The following is a 25,528-nucleotide window of genomic DNA, read 5'->3' on the forward strand; positions in this document are numbered from 1 at the left end:
ATGGGGATGACCACCGACAACCGCAGCGCCGCGCTCGACCAGCGCTTCGCGCTCGACGTGCAGGGCGTCGACGCCCTGCGGCGCACCGTGCGCAGCTCGCCCGAGGAGGGGCTGAAGCAGGTGTCGCGGCAGTTCGAGGCGCTGTTCATGAACATGGTGCTCAAGAGCATGCGCCAGGCGGTGCCGCAGAGCGGCCTGCTCGACAGCCAGAACGAGAAGCTCTACCTTTCGATGTTCGACCAGCAGCTCACGCAGAACCTGTCGGGGCGCGGCGTGGGGCTGGCCGAGGCGATGCTCGCGCAACTGAGCCGCAGCCTTCCATCGTCCGTGCCGCAGGGCGATGGCGATGCCGCGGGCATGTCGCTCGCGCCGCCGGGCGCCTTCGCGCTCAAGCCGCAGGCGGGCATTCCGCTGGGCTCGTCGCCCACCCCGGCAGCGGTGCCGGCGGCGCGGCGCTCCGCGGACCTGAGCCTGTACCAGAGCAACGTCGAGCGCCCGCCCGCCACGGTGGATTCGCTGCAGGGCAAGGTCGACGCCTTCGTAGAGCGAATGGGCGCCTCGGCCCAGGCCGCGAGCGAAGCCAGCGGCGTGCCCGCGCCGCTGATCCTGGCGCAGGCCGCGCTCGAATCGGGCTGGGGCAAGCGCGAGATCCGCGCCGACGACGGCACGCAGAGCTACAACCTGTTCGGCATCAAGGCCGATCGCGGCTGGAAGGGCCCGACGGTCGAGACCACCACGACCGAGTACGTGGACGGGGAGCCGCAGAAGGTGCGCGCGAAGTTCCGGGCCTACGGCTCCTACGAGGAGGCCTTCACCGACTACGCGAAGTTCATCACGCGCAACCCGCGCTACGCCAACGTGCTGGCCACCGACGACCCGGCCGCGGCCGCGCACGGCCTGCAGAAGGCGGGCTACGCCACCGATCCGCAGTACGGGCACAAGCTCGTTCGCATCATGCAGAAGTTCACCTGAACCTAAAGGAATACCTCCATGGCTGAAATCGCAAGCCTGCGCCCGCAGGCCGACATCCCGGCACCCGTCGGCAACCGGCTGGAGGTGGTCACCTTCACGCTGGGCGAAGAGGAATACGGCATCGACATCCAGAAGGTGCAGGAGCTGCGCGGCTACGACGCGGTGACGCGCATCGCGAACGCGCCGGAATTCATCAAGGGGGTGGTGAACCTGCGCGGAATCATCGTTCCGATCATCGACATGCGCATCAAGTTCGCGCTGGGCGCGCCGACGTACGACCAATTCACGGTGGTGATCGTGCTGAACATCGGCGGGCGCGTGGTGGGGATGGTGGTGGACAGCGTGTCGGACGTGATCACGCTGGGCGCGGAGCAGATCAAGCCTGCGCCGGAGATGGGCGCAGCGCTGGACACCGACTACCTGATCGGGCTGGGCACGCTGGAGGAGCGGATGCTGATCCTGGTGGACATCGACAAGTTGATGTCGAGCGAGGAGATGGGCCTGATCGAAATGATCGCAGGCTGACTGGGCACATTGGTTCAACGAGAGAGCCGGCCGGGCGCCGGTGAAAGGGAGTGAGATGAAGAACTGGAAGATCGGCACCCGCCTGGGCATCGGCTTTGCGCTGGTGCTGGCATTGCTGGCCATCGTCGCGGGCATCGGCGTGCTGCGCCTGCAGAACGTGGGCGAGGCGACCGAGGAGATGGTGCAGCGCTCGCTGGTGAAGGAGCGCCTGGCCGCGACCTGGCTGCAGAACACCAGCAACAACAGCGTGCGCACCTTCGCGCTGCTCAAGAGCAACGACGCCGAAGTGCAGGACTACCTGCAGAAGAACATCACCAAGACCAGCGCGCTCATCTCGCAGACGCAGAAGAAGCTCGAGGAGCTGCTGGACACGCCCGAGGAGCAGGCGATCAGCGCCGAGATCAAGAAGCGGCGCAGCGAATACCTGGGCCTGCGCAACGGCATCCTCAAGCTCAAGACGGAGGGCCGGCAGGACGAGGCGGCACGGCTCACCAACGAGAAGCTGATCCCGATGCTCGACGCCTATGACGCCAGCATCCGCAGCATGCTGACGCACCAGGCCGCGCGCATCGACCTCGCCGCCGGTTCCATCGACGCGCTCTACCGTTCGGGGCGCGTGAACGTGATTGCGCTGGCCCTGGTCGCGCTGGCACTTGGCGCGGTGCTGGCCTGGCTGCTGACGCGCAGCATCACGCGCCCGCTCAACGAGGCGGTGCAGGTGGCCCAGACCGTGGCCGTCGGCGACCTGCGCAGCGAGGTGGTGGTGAAGACGAGCGACGAGACCGGCCTGCTCATGCAGGCGCTCCAGGGCATGAACGCCAACCTGGCGCGCGTGGTGGGCCAGGTGCGCAACGGCACGGACACCATCGCGGCGGCCTCCACGCAGATCGCTTCAGGCAACCAGGACCTCTCGACGCGCACCGAGCAGCAGGCGAGCTCCCTGCAGCAGACGGCCGCCTCGATGGAAGAGCTGACCTCCACCGTCAAGCAGAACGCCGACAACGCGCGGCAGGCCAATCAACTGGCGCTTTCGGCCTCGGAAGTGGCGGTGAGGGGAGGCCATATGGTCAACCAGGTGGTGGACACCATGGCTTCCATCCATGCCTCCTCGAGGAAGGTCGTCGACATCATCGGCGTGATCGATGGGATTGCCTTCCAGACCAACATTCTGGCTTTGAACGCCGCGGTCGAGGCCGCCCGCGCCGGCGAACAGGGCCGCGGCTTCGCGGTGGTGGCATCGGAAGTGCGCAACCTCGCGCAGCGCTCTGCGGCCGCAGCCAAGGAAATCAAGGGCCTGATCGACGACTCGGTGGGCAAGGTCGATGCCGGCACGGCGCTGGTGGGCGAAGCCGGCAAGACGATGGAAGAGATCGTGGGCAGCATCCGCCGCGTGACCGATATCGTGGGCGAGATCAGCGCGGCGAGCCACGAGCAGACGCAGGGCATCGAGCAGATCAACCAGGCGATCACGCAGATGGACCAGGTGACGCAGCAGAACGCGGCGCTGGTGGAAGAGGCCGCCGCCGCCGCGCAGTCGATGCAGGAACAGGCCGGCAGCCTGGTCGAGGCGGTGAGCGTGTTCAAGCTGGATGTCCGCACGCGTGCACTTGTTTTCGAGCGCGAGCCTCAAGACTGGCGCGCAACTGCCGATAACTGATCGAGCACCGCGCCAACAGCCGGTTGGCCACCGAACCCGCGAATTTCTTCAGAGAGATCAAGACATGCTGAACAAGACCCACGAATCCGCCCACCAGGCCGTGCCCGGCACGGTCGCCTCCCTCGCCTCCGGCGGCCGCCCGCTGGAATTCCTGGCCTTCACGCTGGGCGAGGAGGAATACGGCATCGACATCCAGAAGGTGCAGGAGCTGCGCGGCTACGACGCGGTGACGCGCATCGCGAACGCGCCGGAATTCATCAAGGGGGTGGTGAACCTGCGCGGGATCATCGTTCCGATCATCGACATGCGCATCAAGTTCGCGCTGGGCGCGCCGACGTACGACCAGTTCACGGTGGTGATCGTGCTGAACATCGGCGGGCGCGTGGTGGGGATGGTGGTGGACAGCGTGTCGGACGTGATCACGCTGGGCGCGGAGCAGATCAAGCCTGCGCCGGAGATGGGTTCGGCGCTGGACACCGACTACCTGATCGGGCTGGGCACGCTGGAGGAGCGGATGCTGATCCTGGTGGACATCGATCGGCTGATGTCGAGCGAGGAGATGGGCCTGGTGGAAAGGATCGCTGCCTGATCTGGCTCTCCCCCAGGTTGGCTCACTTGGTGTAGCCGCCCACCCCCTGCCGGGGGCAACACCAGCGGCCCGGCGAAGCCGGTTCCGACGGTGTTTCACCAACGGGCCTGGCTCCGCCGGCCGCGATTTCCGCACGACGAGAAGGAATACTGAAATGAAGAACTGGAAGATCGGCACGCGCCTGGGCCTCGGCTTCGCCGTGGTGCTCCTGCTGCTGGCTGCCACCTCGGGCGTCGGGGTGCTGCGCCTGCAGAGCGTGGGCAATGCCACCGACGACATGGTGCGCGGCGCCTTGGTCAAGGAGCGGCTGGCCAGCGAATGGGCCAAACTGCTGGGCGCGGCGATCGTGCAGACCTTCGCGATGGCCAAGGCCACCGAACCCGGCACCGAAGCCCATTTCGCCAAGGCCCGGCTCGAGACCTCGCAGCGCATCAATCCGGTGCAGAAGAAGCTGGAGGAGCTGCTGAGCGCGCCGGAGGAGAAGAAGCTCTACGGCCAGGTGGCCGAGGCGCGCAAGGTCGTCCTGGAGACCCTGGCCGAGATCGTCAAGCTCAAGGCCGGCGGTGATGCGGCAGGCGCCAACCAGCTGGCCGACACCCGCTTCTCCGCCGCGCTCAGCGTCTATGAAGAGGCGGTGTCCAGGATTGCGGCCTACGAGCGCGAGCAGATCGATGCGACCACTGCCGGCATTGCGAGGGACCACCATGGCGGGCGCATGCTGATGATGGTGCTGTCGGCCGTGGCGCTGGTGCTGGGCGTCCTGTGCGCCTGGCTGACCGCGCGCAGCATTACCCGGCCGCTGGGCGAGGCCGTCAGGGTCGCCGAGACCGTGGCGAGCGGCGACCTCAGCGCCCGCATCGAAGCGGACTCGCGCGACGAGACCGGCCAGCTCATGAGCGCGCTGCGCAACATGAACGCGAGCCTGGCGCGGGTGGTGGGCGAGGTGCGCGAGGGCACCGACACCATCGCGACGGCATCGGGCCAGATCGCCTCGGGCAACCAGGATCTCTCGTCGCGCACCGAAGAGCAGGCCAGCTCCCTGCAGCAGACCGCGGCTTCGATGGAAGAGCTGACCTCCACCGTCAAGCAGAACGCGGACAACGCGCGGCAGGCGAACCAATTGGCGCTCTCGGCCTCCGAAGTGGCGGTGAAGGGCGGGAGCGTGGTCGGCCAGGTGGTGGACACCATGGCCTCGATCCATGCCTCGTCCAAGAAGATCGTCGACATCATCGGCGTGATCGACGGCATCGCCTTCCAGACCAACATCCTCGCGCTCAACGCTGCGGTGGAAGCGGCGCGGGCCGGCGAGCAGGGCCGGGGCTTCGCGGTGGTGGCGTCCGAGGTGCGCAACCTCGCGCAGCGCTCGGCTGCAGCCGCCAAGGAAATCAAGGGCCTGATCGACGACTCGGTGGGCAAGGTCGACGCCGGCACGGCGCTGGTGGGCGAAGCCGGCAAGACGATGGAAGAAATCGTCGGCAGCATCCGCCGCGTGACCGACATCGTGGGCGAGATCAGCGCGGCGAGCCACGAGCAGACGCAAGGCATCGAGCAGATCAACCAGGCGATCACGCAGATGGACCAGGTGACGCAGCAGAACGCGGCGCTGGTGGAAGAGGCTGCCGCCGCGGCGCAATCGATGCAGGAGCAGGCCGGCAGCCTCGTGCAAGCCGTCAGCGTGTTCAGGCTGAAGACAACGGAGCCGAGCCTCGGCTGAATCTTTCCCCCCAACCGGAATCGCATCATGAAGTTTCTTTCCAACCTCCGCATAGGGACGCGCCTGGCCCTGGGCTTCGGCCTCGTGCTCGCCCTGACCCTGGCTTCCGCCGCCATCGCGCTGATCAGCGCCAACAAGAACGCCGAGGCCACGCGCCAGATGATGCAAGGCCCGCTGGCCAAGGAGCGGCTGATCTCCGACTGGTACGTGCTGACCTACTCGGCCATCGCACGGACCTCGATGATCGCGAAGACCACGGATGCGACCCTGCCCGTCACCTTCGCCGAAGTCATCTCCGACAGCGTGAAGAAGGGTGCCGAAACCATGGCCAAGGTCGAGGCCCTGCTGGTGACCGACCAGGAGAAGGCCACCTTCAAATCCATCGTCGAGCTGCGGGCCAAGTACCAGCTCGCCAAGGACGCGGTGCAGAAGGCCAAGGCCAGCGGCGATGCGGCAGAGACCGAGCGCGTGTTCAAGGACGTGTTCCAACCCGCCGCCAAGGCCTACGAGAGCCAGGTGCTGGGACTGCTGTCGATGGAACGCAAGGCCATCGACGACACGAGCGACGCCATCGACGCGGCGAACGCGCGCGGCTTCAACCTACGCGTCCTGATGACGGCGCTGACGCTGCTGGTCGGCGGGCTCTGCGCCTTCCTGATCGCGCGCAGCATCACCCGGCCGCTGGGCCAGGCGGTGAAGGTCGCCGAGACGGTGGCGAGCGGCGATCTCGGCACCCGCATCGAGGTGCAGTCGCGCGACGAGACCGGGCAACTCATGCACGCGCTCAAGAACATGAACGAGAGCCTGGCTCGCGTGGTGGGCCAGGTGCGCGCCGGCACCGACACCATCGCCACCGCCTCGGGCCAGATCGCGGCGGGCAACCATGACCTCTCCTCGCGCACCGAGGAGCAGGCCAGTTCGCTGGAAGAGACGGCGGCCTCGATGGAAGAGCTGACCTCCACCGTCAAGCAGAACGCGGACAACGCGCGGCAGGCGAATCAGCTGGCGCTCTCGGCCTCGGAAGTGGCGGTCAAGGGCGGTAGCGTGGTCTCGCAGGTCGTGGGCACCATGGGGTCGATCAATGCCTCGTCCAGGAAGATCGTCGACATCATCGGCGTCATCGACGGCATCGCCTTCCAGACCAACATCCTGGCGCTCAATGCCGCGGTGGAAGCAGCGCGGGCCGGCGAGCAAGGCCGCGGCTTCGCGGTGGTGGCCTCGGAAGTGCGCAACCTGGCGCAGCGTTCGGCGGCCGCGGCCAAGGAGATCAAGGCCCTGATCGACGATTCGGTGGACAAGGTCGAGGAGGGCAGCAGGCAGGTGGCCGAGGCCGGCCGCACCATGGAAGAGATCGTCGACAGCGTCAAGCGCGTCACCGACATCATGGGCGAGATCACCTCGGCCAGCCAGGAGCAGACCCAGGGCATCGAGCAGGTCAACCAGGCCATCAGCCAGATGGACCAGGTGACGCAGCAGAACGCGGCGCTGGTGGAAGAGGCCTCGGCCGCTGCGCACTCCATGCAGGAGCAGGCCGCCAGCCTGGTCGAGTCGGTGCGCGTCTTCAAGCTCGGCCACGACGAGCCTGCGGCGATGGTGCTGGCACACGCGCAGGACAAGAGCCGCACGGCCGCTGCGAAGGCGAAGAGCACCGCAGCCGAAGGCGGAGGTACGCCAGTGAGCCGGGCGCCCGTGCTGCCAAAGCGCGTCACGCCGGCCATCAAGGGCCCGGCGCCCGCCCCAGCCAAGGCCGCGCCCAAGGCGCTCCCGCAGGCTGCGAGCGCGGCACCGGCCGGCGACTGGACGGAGTTCTAGGGTGATCAATCGGCAGCACTCAATTTCGGGCCCGGCCCGCCGATAAACCGTGGGTCCGGCCCGAGTTCATGGGCCCACATGAAGGAAGAAGAAAATGCAGTGGTTCCAAGAGCTTCGTGTCAGCGTCAAGCTGATCCTCGCCTTCCTGGTGGTCGCGGCGCTGGGCGCCGTGGTCAGCGCGCTCGGCATCTTTCACATGAGCCGGATCAGCGCATCGACCGGAAGGCTCTACAACCATGAGATGCGCACGCTCGAAGCGGCGCAGGCGGCCAACATCCACCTGCTGTATGCCAGCCGCGCGCAGATGAGCCTGCTGTCGGCCTCGACCAAGGGCGAGCGCAATGCCGGCATCGCAGAGCTCAGGAAGGCCGGCGCCGAGCTGGGCGAGCGCATGGCCCAGATCAAGCCGGTACTGCTCGAAAGCGAGGCGGGCGCCAAGCTTCACGAGCGCTACGAGGCACTGGTGCAGCCGCTGCGCAAGCGCATGGGCGAGTTCGTCGAGCTGATCTCCAAACAGTCGCTGGACAGCTCGCAGTTCGACGGCCGCGTGGCTGAGGAGAGCACACAGCTGCTGAAGGATTCGCGCGCGGTCGAGGAAGTGCTCACCCAGATGGTGAAGCATGCCGACGGCATGGCCAAGGCCAGCATGGAGAGTGCCGAGGGCACCTTCAAGACCTCGCGCCTGCTGATCATGGCGATGACCTTGGTGGGCCTGGTTGCCAGCGTGGGCCTGGGCGTGGTGGTGGCCCGCCTGCTGTCGCGCCAGCTCGGCGGCGAGCCGGCCTATGCAGCCGACGTGGTGGGCCGCATCGCGGATGGCGATCTCACGGTGGGCGTGGCGGCGGAGACGGCCGCCCAAGGCAGCGTGCTGCACTCGATCAAGCAGATGCAGGACCAGCTGACCGACGTCGTGGTCAGGATCAAGCATTCGAGCGATGCGATCGCGACGGCATCCGGCGAGATCGCCTCGGGCAACCAGGATCTCTCGTCGCGCACCGAAGAGCAGGCCAGCTCCCTGCAGCAGACGGCCGCTTCGATGGAAGAGCTGACCTCCACCGTCAAGCAGAACGCGGACAACGCACGGCAGGCCAATCAGCTGGCGCTCTCGGCCTCCGAAGTGGCGGTGAAGGGCGGGAGCGTGGTCGACCAGGTGGTGGACACCATGGCCTCGATCCACGCCTCATCCAAGAAGATCGTGGACATCATCGGCGTGATCGACGGCATCGCCTTCCAGACCAACATCCTCGCGCTCAACGCTGCGGTGGAAGCGGCGCGGGCCGGCGAGCAGGGCCGGGGCTTCGCGGTGGTGGCATCGGAAGTGCGCAACCTCGCGCAGCGCTCGGCCGCAGCCGCCAAGGAAATCAAGGGCCTGATCGACGACTCGGTGGGCAAGGTCGATGCCGGCACCGCGCTGGTGGGCGAAGCCGGCAAGACGATGGAAGAAATCGTGGGCAGCATCCGCCGCGTGACCGATATCGTGGGCGAGATCAGCGCGGCGAGCCACGAGCAGACGCAAGGCATCGAGCAGATCAACCAGGCGATCACGCAGATGGACCAGGTGACGCAGCAGAACGCGGCGCTGGTGGAAGAGGCCGCTGCCGCTGCGCAATCGATGCAGGAACAGGCCGGCAGCCTGGTGCAGACCGTGAGCGCGTTCAGGCTCGCTGCATGAGCTCAGGGCCCGCCTTCAGCTTCGGCCGCCGCTGCCGATAAACAGGAAACGGGCCGGCCGCCGCGCCGCGCCCCCTTTCCGGAACAGATATCCCTACAGGTAAAGCAATGTCGATGTTCTATACCGGCCTGACGGGCCTGAGCGTGGCCCGCAGCGCGCTCATGACCACGGCGCACAACACGGCCAACGTCTACACGGCGGGCTACAGCCGCCAGACCTCGATGATCGCCAGCAACGGCGCCATCGGCCTGGCCTCGGGCTTCGTCGGCACGGGCGCCCGCGTCACCACGGTGGCGCGCAGCTACGACGCCTACCTCACCTCGCAGCTCAACGGCGCCGAGGCCTCGGGGGCCGCGCTCGCCAGCTACAACGCGCAGATCAGCCGCATCGACTCGCTGCTGGCCGACAAGACCTCCGGCCTCTCGCCGCTGATGCAAGGCTTCTTCTCCAGCGTGCAGGGCGTGGCCAACACGCCGGCCGACCCGGCGGCGCGCCAGCAGCTCATCAGCTCCGCGCAGGCGTTGGCCAACAAGTTCCGCGCCACCGACCAGTACCTCAGCGACCTCAACACCTCGGCCAACGAGCAGATCCAGGGGAGCGTGGGCGAGATCAACACCTACGCCAAGCAGATCGCCACCCTCAACCACCAGATCGGCCAGCTGAGCGCCGTGGCCGGCGGCCAGCCCCCCAACGACCTGCTGGACCAGCGCGACCAGCTGGTCAACCAACTGGGCAAGCTGGTGGACGTGAAGGTGCTGGAACAGGACGGCGGCAAGTACAACGTCTTCATCGGCAACGGCCAGTCGCTGGTGCTGGGCGACCAGGCGATGTCGCTCAAGGCCGGTCCCTCCGCAGCCGACCCGACTCGCACGGCGCTGTCGCTGGTGGGCATCAACGGCACGGCTACGGAGCTAGCCGACAGCGTGTTCAGCGGCGGCTCCATCGGCGGGCTGATGGCCTTCCGCAACGAGACGCTCAGCACCTCGCAGAACGCCATCGGCCGCCTGGCCATGGCGCTCACCGACAGCTTCAACGACCAGCACAAGCTGGGCATCGACCTCAACGGCGTGCTGGGCACCGACTTCTTCTCGCAGGCCGCGCCGGGCGTGTTCACCAACGCCCACAACAATGGCGACATGGTGCTCGGCGCGAGCATCACCGACACCTCGCAGCTCAGCATCAGCGACTACGCGGTGGAAGTGAAGGACGTGGCGGGCGTGCTCAACTACTCGGTCACGCGCCTCACCGACAAACAGGTGATCGGCACCTTCGCGGCCTTCCCGATCAGCTTCGACGGCGTCAGCCTCAGCGTGGCCAGCGGCACGGCGCAGGCCGGCGACCGCTTCCTGGTGCAGCCCACGCGCACCGGCGCGCGCGACGTCGACGTGCTGGTGATCGATCCGGCCAAGGTGGCCGCGGCCTCGCCGCTGATTGCGGGCAACACCGCCGGCAACCAGGGCAACGGCGCGCTGGGCGCGCCCACGGTCGACGCGGGCTACCTGGCCGCGCCGCTCGCGGCGCCGGTGACCCTGAGCTTCGACGCCGCCACCGGCGAGTTGTCGGGCTTCCCGGCGACTTCCGCGGTCACCGTGACCCTGGCCGACGGGACCTCGACCGTCTATGCCGCCGGCGACCCCGTGCCCTACACGGCCGGCGCATTGATGAGCTTCGACGGGATCACCGTCAAGATGACGGGCGCGCCCGCCGATGGCGACACCTTCACCATCAAGAACAACAGCGGCGGCGTCTCCGACGGCAGCAATGCGCTGCTGCTCGGCGCGCTGCAGAAGAAGACCGCCATGGATGGCGGCACCTCCACCTTCGGCAGCGCCTTCGCGCAGCTGGTGAGCGCAGTGGGCAACCGGACGATGGAGATCCGCACGGCCGAGCAGACGCAGACGAGCGTGACGGAGCAGATCCGCGCCAGCCGCGACTCGATCTCGGGTGTGAACCAGGACGAGGAAACCGCCAACCTGCTGATGTACCAGCAGATGTACCAGGCGAACGCCAAGGTGATCCAGACCGCCTCGACCATGTTCGACGCCATCCTCGGCATCCGCGGCTGACAGCGCCGCGGGCCACACACCATCTTCCAGGAGTCGCGATGCGCATCAGCACCCAATCCTTCTATGCACGGAGCATGAACGACATCGGTTCGCAGCAGCAGCAGCTGTTCCGGATCCAGCAGCAGCTCGCCGCCGAGAGCAAGTTCCTGACGCCGGCCGACGACCCGGTCGCGTCGGCGCGCGCGCTGGGCGTCTCCGATACGCTCGCGCAGTCCTCGCAGTACGCGACCAGCCGCGGCCGCGCGACCCTGTCGCTGTCGCGGGAGGAGGACGCCCTCAAGTCCGCCACCGAGATCCTGCAGAACGTCAAGACCATGATCGTGCAGGCCGGCAACGGCACCCTGTCCGACGCCGACCGCGCCTCGCTGGCCACCGCGATGCAGAGCAACCTCGACCAGCTGGTGAACGTGGCCAATGCCGACGACGGCAACGGGCAGTTCCTGTTCGCCGGCTACAAGAGCGCCAACCCGCCCTTCGTGGCGCAGGCCGGTGGCGGCGTGCAGTACATGGGCGACCAGGGGCAGCGCCTGATCCAGGTCGACGTGGCGCGGCAGATGTCAGCCGCCGACGATGGCCGCAGCGTTTTCCAGTCGGTGCAGGGCAGTGCGGGCTATGTCGCCAGCGCGAGCGCGGCCAACACCGGCTCGGGCGTGTTCGGCGGGGTCGGCGTGACCGATGCCTCGGCGCCCCTCTACGGCAAGGACTTCGACATCAGCTTCGCCGGCGGCAACTACACGGTGACGACGAACGACACCCCGCCCGTCGTTGCGGCCACCGGCCCCTACACGCCCGGCACGCCCATCGCCTTCGGCGGCGTTCAGCTCAGCATGAGCGGCACGCCGGCGGACGGCGACAGCTTCCGGGTCGCCACCGCGAAGAACGCGGGCACGGACGTCTTCGCGGCCATCGGCGATGTGATCAGCGCGCTGCGCCAGCCGCTCGCCGCCGGCGGCGCCGCGGCGCAGGCCCATCTGCAGAACGCGCTCTCCACCGGCAACGTGAAGATCACCAACGCGCACGACAACGTGCTGACCATCCGCTCCTCGGTCGGCTCGCGCATGAACGAGATCGATGCCCTGGACGACGCGGGCGCCTCGCGCGACCTGATCGACAAGAGCTATCTGTCCGACCTGCAGGACCTGGACCCGGCCGCAGCCATCTCGGAATTCCTGCAGCGCCAGACCTCGCTGCAGGCGACGCAGCAGACCTTTGCGCGGCTGCATGGGATTTCGTTGTTCAATTACCTTTGAACGCGCCGGCAAACCAGGCTTGAAAGGCAGCGCGCAGGTTGACGCAAGCAGCAGCTTTCCTCCGAGAATGTTGGTGGCTGGGTCATTCTTGTCTTAGGCTTCAGGAAGTCCTTCGTCGAAATGCAAACGCCGATCTTCCTTCCGGCGCTCGAGTCTGGCGCACGCGACGTGATCGCTGATCGTGCTCGGCAGACAGCTGCAGCCGCTGCGCTGATGGGCTGCCTGTTGGTCGCGCACGGCACGGCGGCCGCCGATGCTGCAGCTGGCGCGCGGCTCTCCGCCGCGCGCTGCGCATCTTGCCACTCGTCCACCGAAGCGATCCACTCGACGGTGCCGCTGCTCGAAGGCCAGCCCAGGGCTTACTTCATTGCCCAGTGGCGTGCCTTTCGCGAGCGCAAACGTACTGCCCCGGTGATGGTGACCCTCGCCGCGGAGTTGAGCGAGCAGGATGTCGATGACCTTGCCGAACACTTCGCCGCACTGGTGCCCCCTCCCACGGTGCAAGCGGCCGGCAGCGAGGCCGGCCGCGCATTGGCCGACCGCTTGCGATGTGCCGGCTGCCACGGTCCGGGGTTGAAGGGGACGAACGCCGGCGCGGCACGACTCGCCGGGCAAAAGGTGCGTTACACCACCTGGTCGTTGCAGCTGATGCGCAGCGGCACGCGGCCGCACGGAAGCTCCGCGAAGCCGGATCCGCTGCTTGCCGGCCTCAGCAATGCCGAGATCGAGTCGCTGGCCGCGTATCTGGCCTCGCTGCCCTGAACTTGGGGCCGCTGGGGCGCGCCTCCACGACCTGGATGTGCTCGTCGATCACCTCGATCAAGGCTGGCTGGGATGCTTCCGGCCGCGGGCGCCGCCCAGCCTGGGCAGCAACATGCCGACCTGCTGGCGGTACGCCTGGTAGCGTTGACCAAACTGTTCGATGAGATCGCGCTCCTCGAACCAGATGCCGATCAGGATGTAGCCGGTAGAGGCCGCGGCGAACAGCAGATGGCCCGCCGTCATTGTCGGCGCGGCCCAGAAGGCCAGGATGAAGCCGAGATAGATCGGGTGCCGCACATGGCGGTAGAACAGCGGCGTGCGAAAGTCTGCGGCCGGCAGCGCGTCCCCGCGCATGTTCGCCCACACCTGCCGCAGGCCGAAGAGCTCGAAGTGGTTGATCAGGAAGGTGCTGATGAGGAGCACGCCCCAGCCCAGCCAGAACACGCCTTGCAAGGCGATGCGCGCAACGGGATCGTCGACCCTCCACAGTACCGGCTCGGCGATGGGCCGCCACTGCCACAGCAGCAGGGCGAGCGCCGCGCTGGCCGCCAGCACGAAGGTGCTGCGCTCCACCGATTCCGGGATCAGCCGGGTCCACCAGCGCTTGAAGCCGCGTCGGGCCATGACGCTGTGCTGCACCGCGAAGAGCCCCAGCAGCATGACGTTCACGAGCAGCGCCTCGACGAGCGGCGCACTGGTCCCGCTGTCGATGGTCTTTGGCAGTAGCGGCAGGTTGCCGACGAAGCCGATCGCGTAGGCGAAGGTGGCGAGGAAGAAGAGGTACACCACCAGCCCATAGAGTGCGGCGAGGATTGCCATGACGAATCTCCTGTAGCGATGATTTGAGGACGAGTCGAGCCCGCGTACCTGCGCGCTGCAGGCACGAAAGGCCTTGGGAAGAAAGACTGGCCCGCTGCGGGCCGGTGCCGCCGGCGCTACGGCACTTCGCAGCCGTGCGGCTTGCGCGGCTTCATCGTGCCCACCCGCGGTTGTCGAGCACCTGGGCAATGCGCAAGGCGGCGCGGGCCGCCCCATCGGTTTCTACCGGACGGTAGCGCACAGGTTCATGCATCGCGGCGAGCGCCCGCCGGGCCAGGGCATCCGGGTCCAGCGTCGCCGCGTAGTCCATCGAGCGGTCGGCGGCATAGTTGGCGAGGCGCTGGCGCACGTGCACACACTGTTCGAAATGGCGCTGGAGCGGAAAGCTCAGGAAGGGGCGGCGCGTGGCCACGAGTTCCATCGTGGTCGACAGCCCGCCCTGCACCAGCGCCAGGTCGCAGCAAGCCAGATGCTCGAAGAGGTTGTGCACGTAAGACCGCAGCTCCAGCCCGGGCTGGGGCTCGAACTCGTCGGTGGACAGCCGAGGGCCGGTGACGAGGATCAGGCGCAGTTCGGGCAGTTCGCGTTTCATGCGCGGGAAGGCCTGCGCGATCCGTTGCAGCAGGTGCCGGCCGGTAGAGGTGCCGCCCACCGCTGCAATGGCGATCTTCTCGTCGCTGCGGTAGCCATGCCGCATGCGCAAGCGCTCGGTATCCGCCAGGGCGCGCGGATCGAAAGGCAGGCAGTAGCCGCAATAGCAGAAATTGCGATCGGTCCAGTCGCGGATGGCCGGCATGCCGGGGCCGAAGGGCTGCTCGGTCACGTCTTCGCGGTTGCCGACGAAGATGGCCGCGTCGCGCAGGTACGGATAGCGCGCCACGTGCTCGATGTCGTCCGCGTTGCGGTCGGCGCACAGCAAGGCTTCGCGCTCGTTGCCTTCCTCCATGGGCAGGCAGCCGACGAAGTCGGTGAGAAAGACATACGGTTGGCGCTTGAGCTCCGGGTTCTCGTGATAGTGGTAGTCCACTTCCCACGCCTCGTCGCCGATCACGATGTCGTAGTGCTCGGCCTCGATCAGGTCCACGAAGCTCATGAAGTTGTGGCTCATGACCTCGTCCATGGTGCGCAGCGCGAAAAAGGCCGAGAGGTCGTGTTCGCCGGCCACCCGTTCGAAGTGGCGGCTCTCGTTGGCCAGGCGCCGGGTGATCGGGTGCAGGTGTTCGCCTTCGCGCTCGAGGTAGCTCGCGGCGGGGTCGGTGGTAAACCAGTCGATCGACAGGTCCGGCTGCAGCTTGCGCAGCTCACGCGCGATGGCCAGGTCGCGCTGCACGTGGCCCAGGCCGATGGGGCTGGAGACGAACAGCGCGCGGCGAGGGCGCTTCATGGCACGCGTCCAGGTGCGCTCGCGCGGCCTGCCGCCGATGAACTCTCGCAACGTGCGGTTGAAGACCACCGGGTCGCGTGCCGCCGTCACATGGCCGCCGCCCCCGATGGTGAGCATTTCCGAGCCCGCCACCAGCGCATGGATCTCGCGGCCCTTGGCGTACGGAATGCGCCCGTCCTGGTCGCCGTGGATCACCAGCGTGGGACAGGCCACGCGGCGCGCCAGCTCTCGCACGTCCTTGTCCAGCCAGGCGTTGCGGCACCAGTCCAGCCAGTCGGCCCGCGTGGCCCAGGCGTAGTGCGCGCCGTCTTCGTACGGCTTGGTCGAGTGCGCTTCGCTGAAGATGGTGGTCATGAACCAGTCGACATAGGCCGGCCAGTCGCCGCGCAGCAACTCGCCTTCCTTCGCAACACGTTGCGCCAGCCTTGGGTCTTCGAGCAGCGACTCTGCAAAGCCGCCGGCCGCGACCATGTGCGTGACGCGCTGCGGCTGTTCGGCCGCCAGCCGCAGCACGGTCATGGCCGCGGCCGAAATGCCGACCAGGGCCACGCGTTCGGCGCCCACCGCATCGAGCACGGCAACGAAGTCGCCGTAGAAGTGATCGAAGCTGTAAGCCTCCTGCCCCGCCGGCCGGTCGGAGCGGCCGTTGCCGCGACCGTCCATCGTGATGACACGGAAGTGCCGTGACAGGTAGGGCACCGTACCCTTGAGCATCTGGCTGTGCACGATCTGGAAGGGCGGTGCGAAGGCAATCCACGGGCCGCTCTCGCCCCAGGTTGCGTACCAGACCCTGACGCCCTCGCGCTCGATGAAACCCTCTTGTACCGGCTGCACGGTTTCGTACGGGGAGGAGACGGCATCCGGCACGGTACCGGCCTCGGGCAGGGGACCTGCGATCCGGGCCAGACGCTGCGGCAGCTTGCGATCGGCCGTGCTCATGGGGATCTCCTGCCGCGCACGACGGGTGCTTGTGCAGTGCGGGCGGCCGCCTTGGCGTCCAGCGATTCGAGCAACCATTGCACGGCGTCCAGCGCAGCGCGGTGCTGGGCCTGCTCTTCCTTCACGCCCAGCAGGTCGGCGAATTCCATGCCGAGCCAGAACTCCGAGATCCAGCAGGCGATGACCTCGGGCGTGAACGGGGGCGGCAGCTTCGTGCCGTCGGCCTCCAATGCAGCAACGGCCTCGCGCACTGCCTCCAGCACGAGTTCCTTCCAGGCCAGCAGGCGCGGCAGGAACTTCTCGCGCAGACCGGCGTTCGACAAGCTGGCCGCCCACAGCTCCGCTTGCAGGCGCACGAATCCCGATCCGAGGTCTTCCTCGTAGAACCGCCGCGCGCTGGCCCACTTCTGCGCGAAGCCGTCGTCGCTGGCGTACATCGAGGCCTGTCGTGCCAACAGCCGCTGGTTCGCGGCGTCGAGCACATCGATGACCAACTGGTCCTTGCTGCGGAAGTGGTAGTTGATCAGCGCATGGTTGACGCCGGCGTCCTTGGCAATCTCGCGCACGCTCAACGCGGCGTAGCCTTCGGACACCAGGCGTCTGAACGCCGCATCCAGGATGCGCTCCCGCGTGTGCGTCGCGTCACCGTCGTGAAGCTTCGAGACCACGGATCCAGACCGGCGGGCAGTAGCGTCTGACATCGTTGATTCACCGACTGGTTTAAACAGTCGTTCAATACTAAGAGCTCGATGGGCGGATGTCAATCGGGCGCCAGCGCCCCCAGAAGATGCAGCACCACCTGGCGACGGTGCGGGCGCAGGCGGTGCTCCCACACGTAGATGCCCTGCCATGTGCCCAGGGCGAGGCGGCCGTTCAAGACCGGGACCGACAGCTGCACCGCCGTGAGCGCGGCGCGGACATGGGCCGGCATGTCGTCCGGCCCTTCGTCGCGATGGCGGAACAGCGGATCACCATCGGGCACCAGGCGGGCAAGGAAGCGATTCAGATCGGCCTGCACATCGGGATCGGCGTTCTCCTGGATCAGGAGGCTGGCGGAGGTGTGGCGGATGAAGAGGGTGAGGAGGCCGGTCCGGACACGTTGCGCGTCGACCCATTCCGTCACGGGGCGCGTGATCTCGACGAGCGCGCGCCCGGGCGTATCGATGTCCAGGGAGGTGGTGGACTGCTGCTGGTGCATGGGATGAAGGATAGGGCGATACACCTGCCGGCTTCGACGGACGGCAATGGAGGCTCCCACCTGCGATGCTAGGTTGATCGAGATCAATAGAGGGCGGGGAAGTCGCTCCTAGAGTTGCTTCTTCTTTCAACCCGTGGAGTTTCCAGCATGCGCTCTTTTTCCGAACTCAACTTGTCTCCCGCACGCGAAGCGCGCCGGGTACTCCTGGTGTCCCTGATGGCCTTTGTTCCAGCCTTCGGCGGAGTCGCTTTCGCGCAGGGCTCGGGTGAAGCCGATCCGGCTCAAGCCAAGGCACGTCCCACGGCCAGGTCGACCCCGGCGGAGCGCTCGGCAGCGCGGGCCGGCCGCGCGACCGAAGGCGGCGAGGCCGCACGGGGCCCCCAGATGGGCGAGGTGGAGGTGCGACCGACCACCGCGCCGCGCCTGTCGAAAGCAGAACGCAAGGCGGCAACTGCGCAGCGCCGGGCTGCTGCCCGCGCGGCGAACCGCCGAGGGGAATTCGCGCGTGGCGGGAATGCGGACGCACCGGAGACCAAGAAGCGCTGAGTGCCGGTCGGTTCCACGGGGGGCCGTTCGGCAAGGTCAGGCTTCATTCGCAAACAAGGCCCTGCCGAGGATGGCTGCTGTTGCAGGAAGGGGTTTGCGAAGCCAGATCTCGATGCACCTAGACGCCTTGCGCTCCTTCACCGTCTCGCCGGCGAACCCCTGCCCCTGATCTTCAATGACGACACGGACATCGAAAGCGTCAGCACGCTGGTGCGCGCCGGCCAGCTCGAAGCAACGTTGCAGGTCGTGCTGCCCGCATGGCTAGGCAGTCCGCAGCCGGGCTTGGTGGTGCGCGGAATCACACGTCTGGGTTGGATGACGCTCGGTGCTCATGTGCTGGATTCGCCAGGTGTCATTGACGAACTGTCTATGCCTGACAGGCCCGGTGCCCTCACCCCCACCCTTCCGGGCTCGACCCGTATCGTCCGAACAACGCCCAGCACGAGACTTTCCTCACGCCGGCACAAAGTTTTCACGACCAGCAATGCTTCTTTACGTGGGCTTCAGCGACGCTTAAGCATCGACCCAGAGACTGATTCCACAGCAGAGGAAGAAGTCCCGAGCTCCACCGAAAGGATCCCCCGTCATGAAGCGTTCTGCCGCCCCCCAGCCCCTGACCCCCTCGCAGATCGAGCTGGTGCTCGAGTTGCTCGAGCTGCGCCAGCTGGCCCCGAAGGAGACCGCCACGAAGTTCAACGAGCTGGTCCAGGCCGGGACGTTCTCGGAAGCCCAGCAGGATGCCATCGAGATCCTCTTCGGGCTCGAGGAAGACGAGATACCCGACGCGCTGTTCGATTTCGTGGACGAGGATGCCCGGCCCATCGTTCGCGATGCGCTGGCGCACGAGGCGCGGCTCAGCTTCGTGGCCGCCTGAGAGGCTCAGGCAGACAGGCCGGCGCGATGCCGGCACCCCCTGGTCAAGAGGCCGCCGCCTTGCGATAGCGCTGCCGGGCCTCGGCCAGCATGGCCTCCTTGGGCAGCAGCTGGGTGCCGCCCACCCACAGCCGGGCCGGATTGCCCTTGCGATCGCGCACCAGACGGATCGATTGGCCGGGGCTGTTGTACCCGGAGGTCCTGGCAATGACCCCGCTGTCCTTGCCCGAGATCTCGAACTCCGTCGTCGCGCCGTCGAAGGGCACGCTCATCGCTGGCGCGACGTGGCAGACCACCTCGCCCATCGCGACCAGATCGCTGGCACCCCACATGCTCCACCAGCGGCCATTCCAGGCCGCCTGCTTGCGGCCCGGCGCGCCATGGCGCTTGAATGCGGAAAGAATGCTCTGGATGCCGTCCACCCATGCGTAGGACCACCCGTCCAGCGCGTTGCAGAGCACCGTGATCGTGAAGCCCGACTCCGGGAAGCGCGCCGTGCGCGAAACGAAGCCCTGCAGGCCGCCGGTGTGGCCATACCACTCCCTTGGCCCGGGTCCGCTCATCATGGTGCCGTAGCCATAGTGCGACTCCTGCATGCTGCAGGGGTCGCGCCAGCGGCGATGGATCATCTCGCGCCGGCTGGCGGCCGACAGGATGCTCTTCCTGCTCTCGGGCGCGAGCTGCGCGAAGAAGCGGGCCACGTCCGCCGCGGTCGAGACGAAGCCGCCTGCCGGCGCGATGGCATGGCAGACGTTGTCGCCCGGCACGATCAGCCGCTGCCCGAAGGGAAACTGGGTGCTGTGCCCCTTGGCCAACGGGGCCGACCGAGGCAGTTGCGGCATGTCGGGCACGGTCTCGCGCAGGCCCGCGGCCTTGACGACGTGGCGGGCGATCCATGCCGTGTACTCGGTGCCGCTGATCTCCTCGATCATCAGCCCCAGCAGTCCGTAGCCATGGTTGGAGTACTTGAGCTGAAGGCCGGGCGCGAGCGGCTGCTTCTTCGCCAGTTCCGCCCGCAGCTCGTCGCGCGACAGGAAAGGCCGCCGGTCGAGGAACTGCCCGCTGTCCGCACCGTCGCGCACGACGCCTGCGCCGTGGGACAGCAGCTCGCCGACCCGCGCCTTCGCCAGCTCCTTGTGCAGGCCGCCCACATGGCGGCCGATCGGATCATCGAGGCCAAGCTTGCCCTGCTCCCGCAGCAGCATGACGCCGCTGGCGGTAAAGGTCTTGGAGTGCGAGGCGATGCGAAAGCGATGCCGCGGCGTGAGCGCCTCGCCGGTGCTCAGGTCGGCCGCGCCGAGCGCGAACTCCGCGACGAGTTCCTGGTCCTGCGCAATCGCCACGCTGCAGCCGACCTGCTGGTGTCGTTCGAGCTGGAAGGCGAGCCAGGCGGGGATGTAGGCGAGGGCGGGCTGGAGCCAGGCGGACGTGGCGTTCTTCTTCTTCATGGTGTGGTCGCTGCGGCAAAAAAAGGGGAGGGGAGTGTAGTGCGGCAGGCGCAGGGCACGCCAATCCGCCGATGCGGCCCTCGCGGGCGCATCGACCGCAGCAGGCGCTCAGCCAAAAGTGAACGCGTAGACCTGCACCCCGGGATCCATGAACTCGATCTCGAACAGGCGGTCCTTCCCGGCCGTTGTCTGGCGAACCAATTGGTAAAGCCGCTGCCCATCGATGGTGCCGTTGCCCTGGGCGTCGGTGTCGAAGCCGTGGTCCGAGAGCGGGGGCTGGCCATCCAGGCGCACCCTGAATCGCACGGGCCTGCCGTCGGCCGAGGGGCCGAGCACCAGGTGCAGGTCGCGTGCATGAAAGCGATAGGCGATGCGTCCATCGACGCGGTTCAGCACCGCGCGCTCGCGCTCGACCGTCCAGTCGCCGGCCAGCGCCCAATGGTCGGTTCGCAACGAGGCGGGGACCTGGTAGCCGTTTGCGCGGTCGCGCGCCAGGCCGCCCGGCGAGGCAAAGTTGTGCGCGCGGTGGTAGCCCAGGTAGGTCTCCTCCGATCCTGCAGCGGTGGGCGCGGCCGCGGCCTGGACGCCCTGGCCCTGCGGCGCGACGCGTCCGGATGGCACCTGCGGCCGTCCCGCCTCCTGCAGCAACTGCTGGATGACCTGCTCCGCCTCCTCGTACTGGTTCTCCCCGAACTGGTGGTGACGTATGCGCCCCTGCGCATCGATGAAGTAGAAGGCTGGCCAGGCCCGGTTGCCGAACCCGCGCCAGATGGCGAAGTCGTTGTCGACGGCGACGGGGAACCCGATGCCCAGATCCTTCGTGGCCTTGCGCACGTTGGACAAGCGCTTCTCGAAGGCGAACTCGGGCGCATGCACGCCGAGGACCACCAGGCCCGCGTCTTTGTACTTGTCGGCCCATGCGCGAAGGTACGGGAGGGTGCGCAGGCAGTTGATGCACGAGTAGGTCCAGAAGTCCACCAGCACGACCTTTCCGCGCAGGCCTTCGGGCGTCAGCGGATCGGAGTTGATCCATTCGGTCGCACCTGCCAGCGAAGGGAAGAAGCCTTCCGTTCCAAGTACGCGTGCTGGTGCCGGTGCCGGTTCGCGGGCGGCGGTCGGCAGCATGACCGGCTCGTCGACGCCGGCGCCGGGGCGCGGCAGGGACGACAGCGGTCCCGGATGCTCGATCTTCTCCAGCAGCGTCTTCTCCAGTTCCGAGGTGGTCGCGAACGAGAGCCGGCTGAGCAGGCCGGTGTCCAGGCCGAGCGCGATCGCGCCGACACCGACCAGGACTGCCGCACCGGCGGCACGCCGGATCCATTCGCCGGTCCGCAGCGATCCCTTCAAGGCCGAGAACACGCGTGCGCCGAACAGCAGCGCGGCCGCCAGGGAGGTGCACGCGCCCGCGGCATATGCGAGCAGCAGCAACGAGGTGCCGGCGCTGGCGCCGTTGAGTGCCGCGCCGGTCAGGATCAGCCCGAGGATCGGTCCTGCGCAGGGCGCCCACAGCAGGCCCGTGCCGATGCCCAGCAGGAGCGGCGACAGGACCGACGGGCGCGGCGATGAAGGCGCCGCTCCCGGTTGGGACGGCTCGGACAGCCGCATGCCCAGCGCGACGAGCGGCCTGCTCATGCGATCTGCCCAGGCCGGCAGCAGCAGCGTGAGGCCGAACAGGGCGAGCAGGGCCATGGCCGCGTACCGGCCGTACTCGTTGAGCGCGACGACCCAGCCGCCGCCTACGGCAGCCAGTGTGGCGATGCCGGTGAAGGCAAGCGCCATTCCCAGCAGCATCGGCAGGCCATGCGAACGGAACGGGCGGTCGGCGCGCGCGAACACGAAGGGGAGCACCGGCAGGATGCAGGGGCTCAGGATGGTGAGCACGCCGCCGAGGTAGGCAATCGCGAGAATGATCATGATGCGGGGTCCCGTTGGAGGGGCATGACGACCCGGGCCTCCAGGCCGCCTTCGTCGCGGTTGTGCAAGCTCAGCTGCGCGCCCATCGCGATGCCAAGCTGGTGGGCGATGGCCAGCCCGAGGCCCGTGCCTCCCGTGCTCCGGTTGCGAGAGCCTTCGACCCGGTAGAAGGGCTTGAGAACGGCTTCGAGCTGATCGGGGGGGATGCCCGGCCCGTTGTCGACGATGGCGATGACGAGCCGGTCCGCGTCGGCGCGCACCTGCATGCGCACCTCGCTTCCGAACTTCAGCGCGTTGTCGACCAGGTTGGCGACGATCCGGCGCAGCGCGTTCGGACGCGTCACGATGGGCCCGCCGATCCGCCCCTCCAGGCGCACTTGCTGGCCCGAGTCCTGGTAGTCGGCGACCATGCTTTCGAGCAGCGCGTCGGCATCGACGCGGCACGGCGGCTCCGTGGCACCGTGCAGCGTCCTTGCATAGGTGACGCCTTCCCTGACGAGCGCATTCATGGCGTCGAGGTCCTGCCGGAACTTCAACTGGTCCTTCTCGTTGTCCATCATCTCGGTGCGCAGCCGCATCCGGGTGATGGGCGTCTGCAGATCGTGGGAGATGGCAGCCAGGATCTCCACCCGCTCGGCCATGTAGCCCGCGATCCGTCGCTGCATGGCGTTGAACGCACGCGCCGCGTGCGCCACTTCGGTAGGGCCTTCCTCCCCGAGCATCCGGCCCTTCAGGTCGGGCCCGAGCTCGTCCGCGGCAGCCGCGAGGCGGGCCAGGGGCCGCGTGACGAGGCGCACCGCGAACCAGGCGCAGATGCCGAGCACCGCGAGCTGCAGCAGCAGCACCCACATGACCCAGTTCGATACCGGCATGCCGACCCGGCGCGCATCGACGACCACCGGGCTGCCGTCGCTGAGCCTGACCTGGATGCGGACGTCGTCGCCGGTGGCCTGTGCCACCTTCACGACTTCGAAGGGGTGCAGCGCGTTCACGATGGCCGCGGCAAACGCCTGCGACTGCTCCGAAGCGGGCTGCGGGCCCGCGACGCCGTCGCCCAGCATGAAGCGGTAGTTGCGCCGCTCCAGCCGGCCCAGCCAGCCCTCGCGCTCGGCGGCGGGCAGGTGGTCCAGGATGGCGATCGAGCTCGCGATGTCGCGCTCGATGCCGGTCATCATCAGCTCGCGAAGCGCCATGCCGCGCTCGTAGCGGATCGCCGCGAAGGTCAGCAGCTGCGCGATCGCGAGGCCCACCACGATGATGAGCGTGACGCGGGCGAACAGGGAGCGAGGGGTCATGGCCTGCCTTCCGGTTTGGTGACCCGACGCGACGCGATGAGGTGGCAGTTCACCGGATTGCGGACCTCGTGCGCGATGCCCCCCGCGAAGAACAGCAGGGCGAGCCAGAACTTCTTCATGCCGGCCTCACGAACCCGTCGGAGACGGCTCTGCCAGGAGTGCCTGGATCTTCTTCTCGGTCACCCCGTAGCTGCCCTCGCCGAAGTGCGAGTAGACGATGCGCCCCTGCTTGTCGATCAGGTAGACGGCAGGCCAGTACTGGTTCCTGAAAGCCTTCCATGTCGCATAGTTGTTGTCCTGGGCGACAGCATGCTTGATCTCCAGGCGCTCGATGGCCTTCTGGACATTCCTGGTGGACTTCTCGTACGCGAACTCGGGCGTATGCACGCCGACCACGACCAGGCCGCTGTCCTTGTACCTGGCATGCCAGTCCTTGACGTACGGCAGATGGTTCAGGCAATTGATGCAGGTGTAGGTCCAGAAGTCGACCAGGACCACCTTGCCGCGCAACTCTTCCATCTTCAAGGGCTCGGAGTTGAGCCACTTCTCGAGGTCCTGGAACTCGGGCGCCGGCTGCTGCGCGGCGACCGGCGTGTTGCCGGCCAGCGGAGCGCCGGCGAAGGTCAGGGCGGCAAACGAGGCCGCGAGCAAGGCGGCAAAGGCGAGATGGTTGAACTTCATGGCGATCCTTTGCGGACGGGTTGGTGAAGGAACGCCCGGATCTTCAACCCTATCGCCCTCGAACGGCGCGGAAGCGGTACATCTCTGTATCGACGCACGAAGTCGACACACTACGTTTCACAAGGCAGGGTGGTCGCCCTCGGTCTTCGAGGCGGTATCGCCTCCGGTGCAGGTCGCCCTACAGGTCCGTCAACCTGGTCGTGTGGTCGGTGGTCAGTCGACTGTCAGGAGCGCCGGCCTCCTGCAAACGTCCCACCGACAACAGAAGCGCGGCGGCGGCGAGTGCGCCGGCCGCGACGAGCATTCCGAAACCGAACGTGTGTACGAGCCATGCTGTGCCAACGGCACAAAGCAGAAGTGCAAATGCTTTGGGCATGCAAGTAGTTTGACCCGGGTGATCCGATCCCCGGTGTGACCAAACTGGCGAAATGGGCAGATAGCAACGGCTCAGTCCAAATGGACTGGTCGCAGCGCGAGCGGGGAAGCACACGCAAAAGAAGGACTTGCGGCGACCTCGTTCGCGCGGCGCCGGCGATCGTCCGCTGTCCCCGCCTCAGGGTTTCGCGGCCGCGTCCTGGTTCCGGAACGCCGCCTCGCCGGCGTCCGACACCTCGACCCACTTCTTGTCCGGCACCGCGTCCGCGGCGTAGTTGTCGTGCCAGTTCCACCACTTGTAGGTCGGCGTCTGGGGATAGCCTTCGGGCGAGTCTTCCCAGACCTCCTGCCGGCCCAGCGGCGTGATGTCGAGGTAGTTCCAGGTGTTGCCCATCTGCTCGTCGCCGCGGTTGTTGAGGAAGTAGGTGCGGAACACACGGTCGCCGTCGCGCAAGAACACGTTCGTGCCATGCCACTCGTCCACGCCGAAGTCGGCGTCGAAGCGGTCGGTGAGGGTGAACCACGGCAGCTCCCAGCCCATCCGCGCCTTCAGCCGCACGATGTCCGGCTGGGGCGCACGCGAGACGAAGACCAGCGTGGTGTCACGGGCGTTCAGGTGGGCGACGTGGGCGACCTGGTCGGCCACCATGGAGCAGCCACGGCAGGCATGGTCGGGCCAGCCGAACACGCCCGGCTCGAAGAAGGCACGGTAGACGATCAACTGGCGCCGGCCGTCGAACAGGTCGAGCAGGCTGGCCTTGCCCGCCGGCCCCTCGAAGGCATAGGCCTTCTCCACGGCCATCCACGGCATTCGCCGGCGCTCGGCGGCCAGGGCGTCGCGGGCGCGGGTCTGGGCCTTTTCCTTCACGAGCAGCTGCTCGCGGGCCGCCTCCCACGCCTGTGGCGACACGATCGGTGGTGTGTGCATGGCGGGCTGGCCGCCTTGCCGAGCGTTCTCGGTTGACTGGGTCATGGTCGAATCTCCTGTTGGGCGAATGCCCGTGCCTCGGGCTGAGGCGCGATGCCATTCGCTGCGG

22 protein-coding genes are annotated in these 25,528 nt (G+C 67.5%); 12 read left to right on the forward strand and 10 right to left on the reverse strand.

Annotation, left to right across the window (positions count from 1 at the left end):
• From flgJ to E5P3_RS10430, 10 genes are all read left to right on the forward strand, one after another.
• Entirely contained in the window at positions 1-972 is a 972-nt protein-coding gene (gene flgJ, locus E5P3_RS10385) for a flagellar assembly peptidoglycan hydrolase FlgJ (protein ID WP_162585897.1), read from the forward strand.
• Between the two features lie 18 nt (positions 973-990).
• On the forward strand, positions 991-1,497 hold the full coding sequence (locus E5P3_RS10390; protein ID WP_162585898.1) for a chemotaxis protein CheW: 507 nt from the start codon (positions 991-993) through the stop codon (positions 1,495-1,497).
• A gap of 55 nt (positions 1,498-1,552) precedes the next feature.
• Positions 1,553-3,154, forward strand: a complete 1,602-nt coding sequence (locus E5P3_RS10395; RefSeq protein ID WP_162585899.1) for a methyl-accepting chemotaxis protein — start codon at positions 1,553-1,555, stop codon at positions 3,152-3,154.
• A 64-nt stretch (positions 3,155-3,218) separates the two neighbouring features.
• Positions 3,219-3,743, forward strand: a complete 525-nt coding sequence (locus tag E5P3_RS10400) for a chemotaxis protein CheW (RefSeq protein ID WP_232073071.1) — start codon at positions 3,219-3,221, stop codon at positions 3,741-3,743.
• A 154-nt stretch (positions 3,744-3,897) separates the two neighbouring features.
• On the forward strand, positions 3,898-5,457 hold the full coding sequence (locus E5P3_RS10405; protein WP_162585900.1) for a methyl-accepting chemotaxis protein: 1,560 nt from the start codon (positions 3,898-3,900) through the stop codon (positions 5,455-5,457).
• 27 nt (positions 5,458-5,484) lie between these two features.
• A complete protein-coding gene (locus tag E5P3_RS10410) occupies positions 5,485-7,269 on the forward strand; it encodes a methyl-accepting chemotaxis protein (protein ID WP_162585901.1) in 1,785 nt (594 codons plus the stop codon).
• Between the two features lie 94 nt (positions 7,270-7,363).
• Positions 7,364-8,941 carry a methyl-accepting chemotaxis protein gene (locus E5P3_RS10415; RefSeq protein ID WP_162585902.1) on the forward strand — a complete coding sequence of 526 codons (1,578 nt, stop codon included), beginning with the start codon at positions 7,364-7,366 and terminating at the stop codon, positions 8,939-8,941.
• Between the two features lie 107 nt (positions 8,942-9,048).
• Positions 9,049-11,007 carry a flagellar hook-associated protein FlgK gene (gene flgK, locus E5P3_RS10420; RefSeq protein WP_162585903.1) on the forward strand — a complete coding sequence of 653 codons (1,959 nt, stop codon included), beginning with the start codon at positions 9,049-9,051 and terminating at the stop codon, positions 11,005-11,007.
• Between the two features lie 38 nt (positions 11,008-11,045).
• Complete coding sequence (gene flgL / locus E5P3_RS10425; RefSeq protein ID WP_162585904.1) at positions 11,046-12,257, forward strand: flagellar hook-associated protein FlgL; 1,212 nt, start codon at positions 11,046-11,048, stop codon at positions 12,255-12,257.
• Between the two features lie 120 nt (positions 12,258-12,377).
• Positions 12,378-13,019 carry a c-type cytochrome gene (locus E5P3_RS10430; RefSeq protein WP_162585905.1) on the forward strand — a complete coding sequence of 214 codons (642 nt, stop codon included), beginning with the start codon at positions 12,378-12,380 and terminating at the stop codon, positions 13,017-13,019.
• A gap of 57 nt (positions 13,020-13,076) precedes the next feature.
• On the opposite strand, the gene mddA is transcribed toward E5P3_RS10430, so the two are convergent.
• From mddA to E5P3_RS10450, 4 genes are all read right to left on the reverse strand, one after another.
• Positions 13,077-13,838: a methanethiol S-methyltransferase gene (mddA, locus tag E5P3_RS10435; protein ID WP_162585906.1), complete on the reverse strand. Its 762-nt coding sequence runs from the start codon at positions 13,836-13,838 to the stop codon at positions 13,077-13,079.
• A 151-nt stretch (positions 13,839-13,989) separates the two neighbouring features.
• Positions 13,990-16,161 carry an alpha/beta hydrolase gene (locus E5P3_RS10440; protein ID WP_162585907.1) on the reverse strand — a complete coding sequence of 724 codons (2,172 nt, stop codon included), beginning with the start codon at positions 16,159-16,161 and terminating at the stop codon, positions 13,990-13,992.
• Positions 16,158-16,829: a TetR/AcrR family transcriptional regulator gene (locus tag E5P3_RS10445; protein WP_162585908.1), complete on the reverse strand. Its 672-nt coding sequence runs from the start codon at positions 16,827-16,829 to the stop codon at positions 16,158-16,160. Before E5P3_RS10445 ends, E5P3_RS10440 begins: the two co-directional genes overlap by 4 nt.
• Positions 16,830-16,921: 92 nt before the next feature.
• Positions 16,922-17,359 carry a secondary thiamine-phosphate synthase enzyme YjbQ gene (locus E5P3_RS10450; RefSeq protein WP_162585909.1) on the reverse strand — a complete coding sequence of 146 codons (438 nt, stop codon included), beginning with the start codon at positions 17,357-17,359 and terminating at the stop codon, positions 16,922-16,924.
• A gap of 147 nt (positions 17,360-17,506) precedes the next feature.
• On the opposite strand from E5P3_RS10450, the gene E5P3_RS10455 reads away from it, so the two are divergent.
• Positions 17,507-17,905, forward strand: a complete 399-nt coding sequence (locus E5P3_RS10455) for a hypothetical protein (RefSeq protein ID WP_232073072.1) — start codon at positions 17,507-17,509, stop codon at positions 17,903-17,905.
• A gap of 586 nt (positions 17,906-18,491) precedes the next feature.
• Positions 18,492-18,779 carry a hypothetical protein gene (locus E5P3_RS10460; protein WP_162585910.1) on the forward strand — a complete coding sequence of 96 codons (288 nt, stop codon included), beginning with the start codon at positions 18,492-18,494 and terminating at the stop codon, positions 18,777-18,779.
• Between the two features lie 43 nt (positions 18,780-18,822).
• Here E5P3_RS10460 and E5P3_RS10465 read toward each other — a convergent pair whose 3' ends face one another.
• The 6 genes from E5P3_RS10465 to E5P3_RS10485 form a co-directional block, all read right to left on the reverse strand.
• Entirely contained in the window at positions 18,823-20,226 is a 1,404-nt protein-coding gene (locus E5P3_RS10465) for a serine hydrolase domain-containing protein (protein ID WP_162585911.1), read from the reverse strand.
• 108 nt (positions 20,227-20,334) lie between these two features.
• On the reverse strand, positions 20,335-22,140 hold the full coding sequence (locus tag E5P3_RS10470; protein ID WP_162585912.1) for a cytochrome c biogenesis protein DipZ: 1,806 nt from the start codon (positions 22,138-22,140) through the stop codon (positions 20,335-20,337).
• On the reverse strand, positions 22,137-23,435 hold the full coding sequence (locus E5P3_RS10475) for an ATP-binding protein (RefSeq protein WP_162585913.1): 1,299 nt from the start codon (positions 23,433-23,435) through the stop codon (positions 22,137-22,139). Before E5P3_RS10475 ends, E5P3_RS10470 begins: the two co-directional genes overlap by 4 nt.
• Positions 23,432-23,554: a hypothetical protein gene (locus E5P3_RS36125; protein WP_269473976.1), complete on the reverse strand. Its 123-nt coding sequence runs from the start codon at positions 23,552-23,554 to the stop codon at positions 23,432-23,434. Before E5P3_RS36125 ends, E5P3_RS10475 begins: the two co-directional genes overlap by 4 nt.
• Before the next feature lie 7 nt (positions 23,555-23,561).
• On the reverse strand, positions 23,562-24,116 hold the full coding sequence (locus tag E5P3_RS10480; protein ID WP_162585914.1) for a thioredoxin family protein: 555 nt from the start codon (positions 24,114-24,116) through the stop codon (positions 23,562-23,564).
• Between the two features lie 553 nt (positions 24,117-24,669).
• Positions 24,670-25,464, reverse strand: a complete 795-nt coding sequence (locus E5P3_RS10485; RefSeq protein ID WP_162585915.1) for a DUF899 domain-containing protein — start codon at positions 25,462-25,464, stop codon at positions 24,670-24,672.
• Positions 25,465-25,528: the final 64 nt, after the last annotated feature.

The sequence above is a fragment of the Variovorax sp. RA8 genome, from assembly GCF_901827175.1.
In the GTDB taxonomy this organism is placed as follows: Bacteria; Pseudomonadota; Gammaproteobacteria; order Burkholderiales; family Burkholderiaceae_C; genus Variovorax.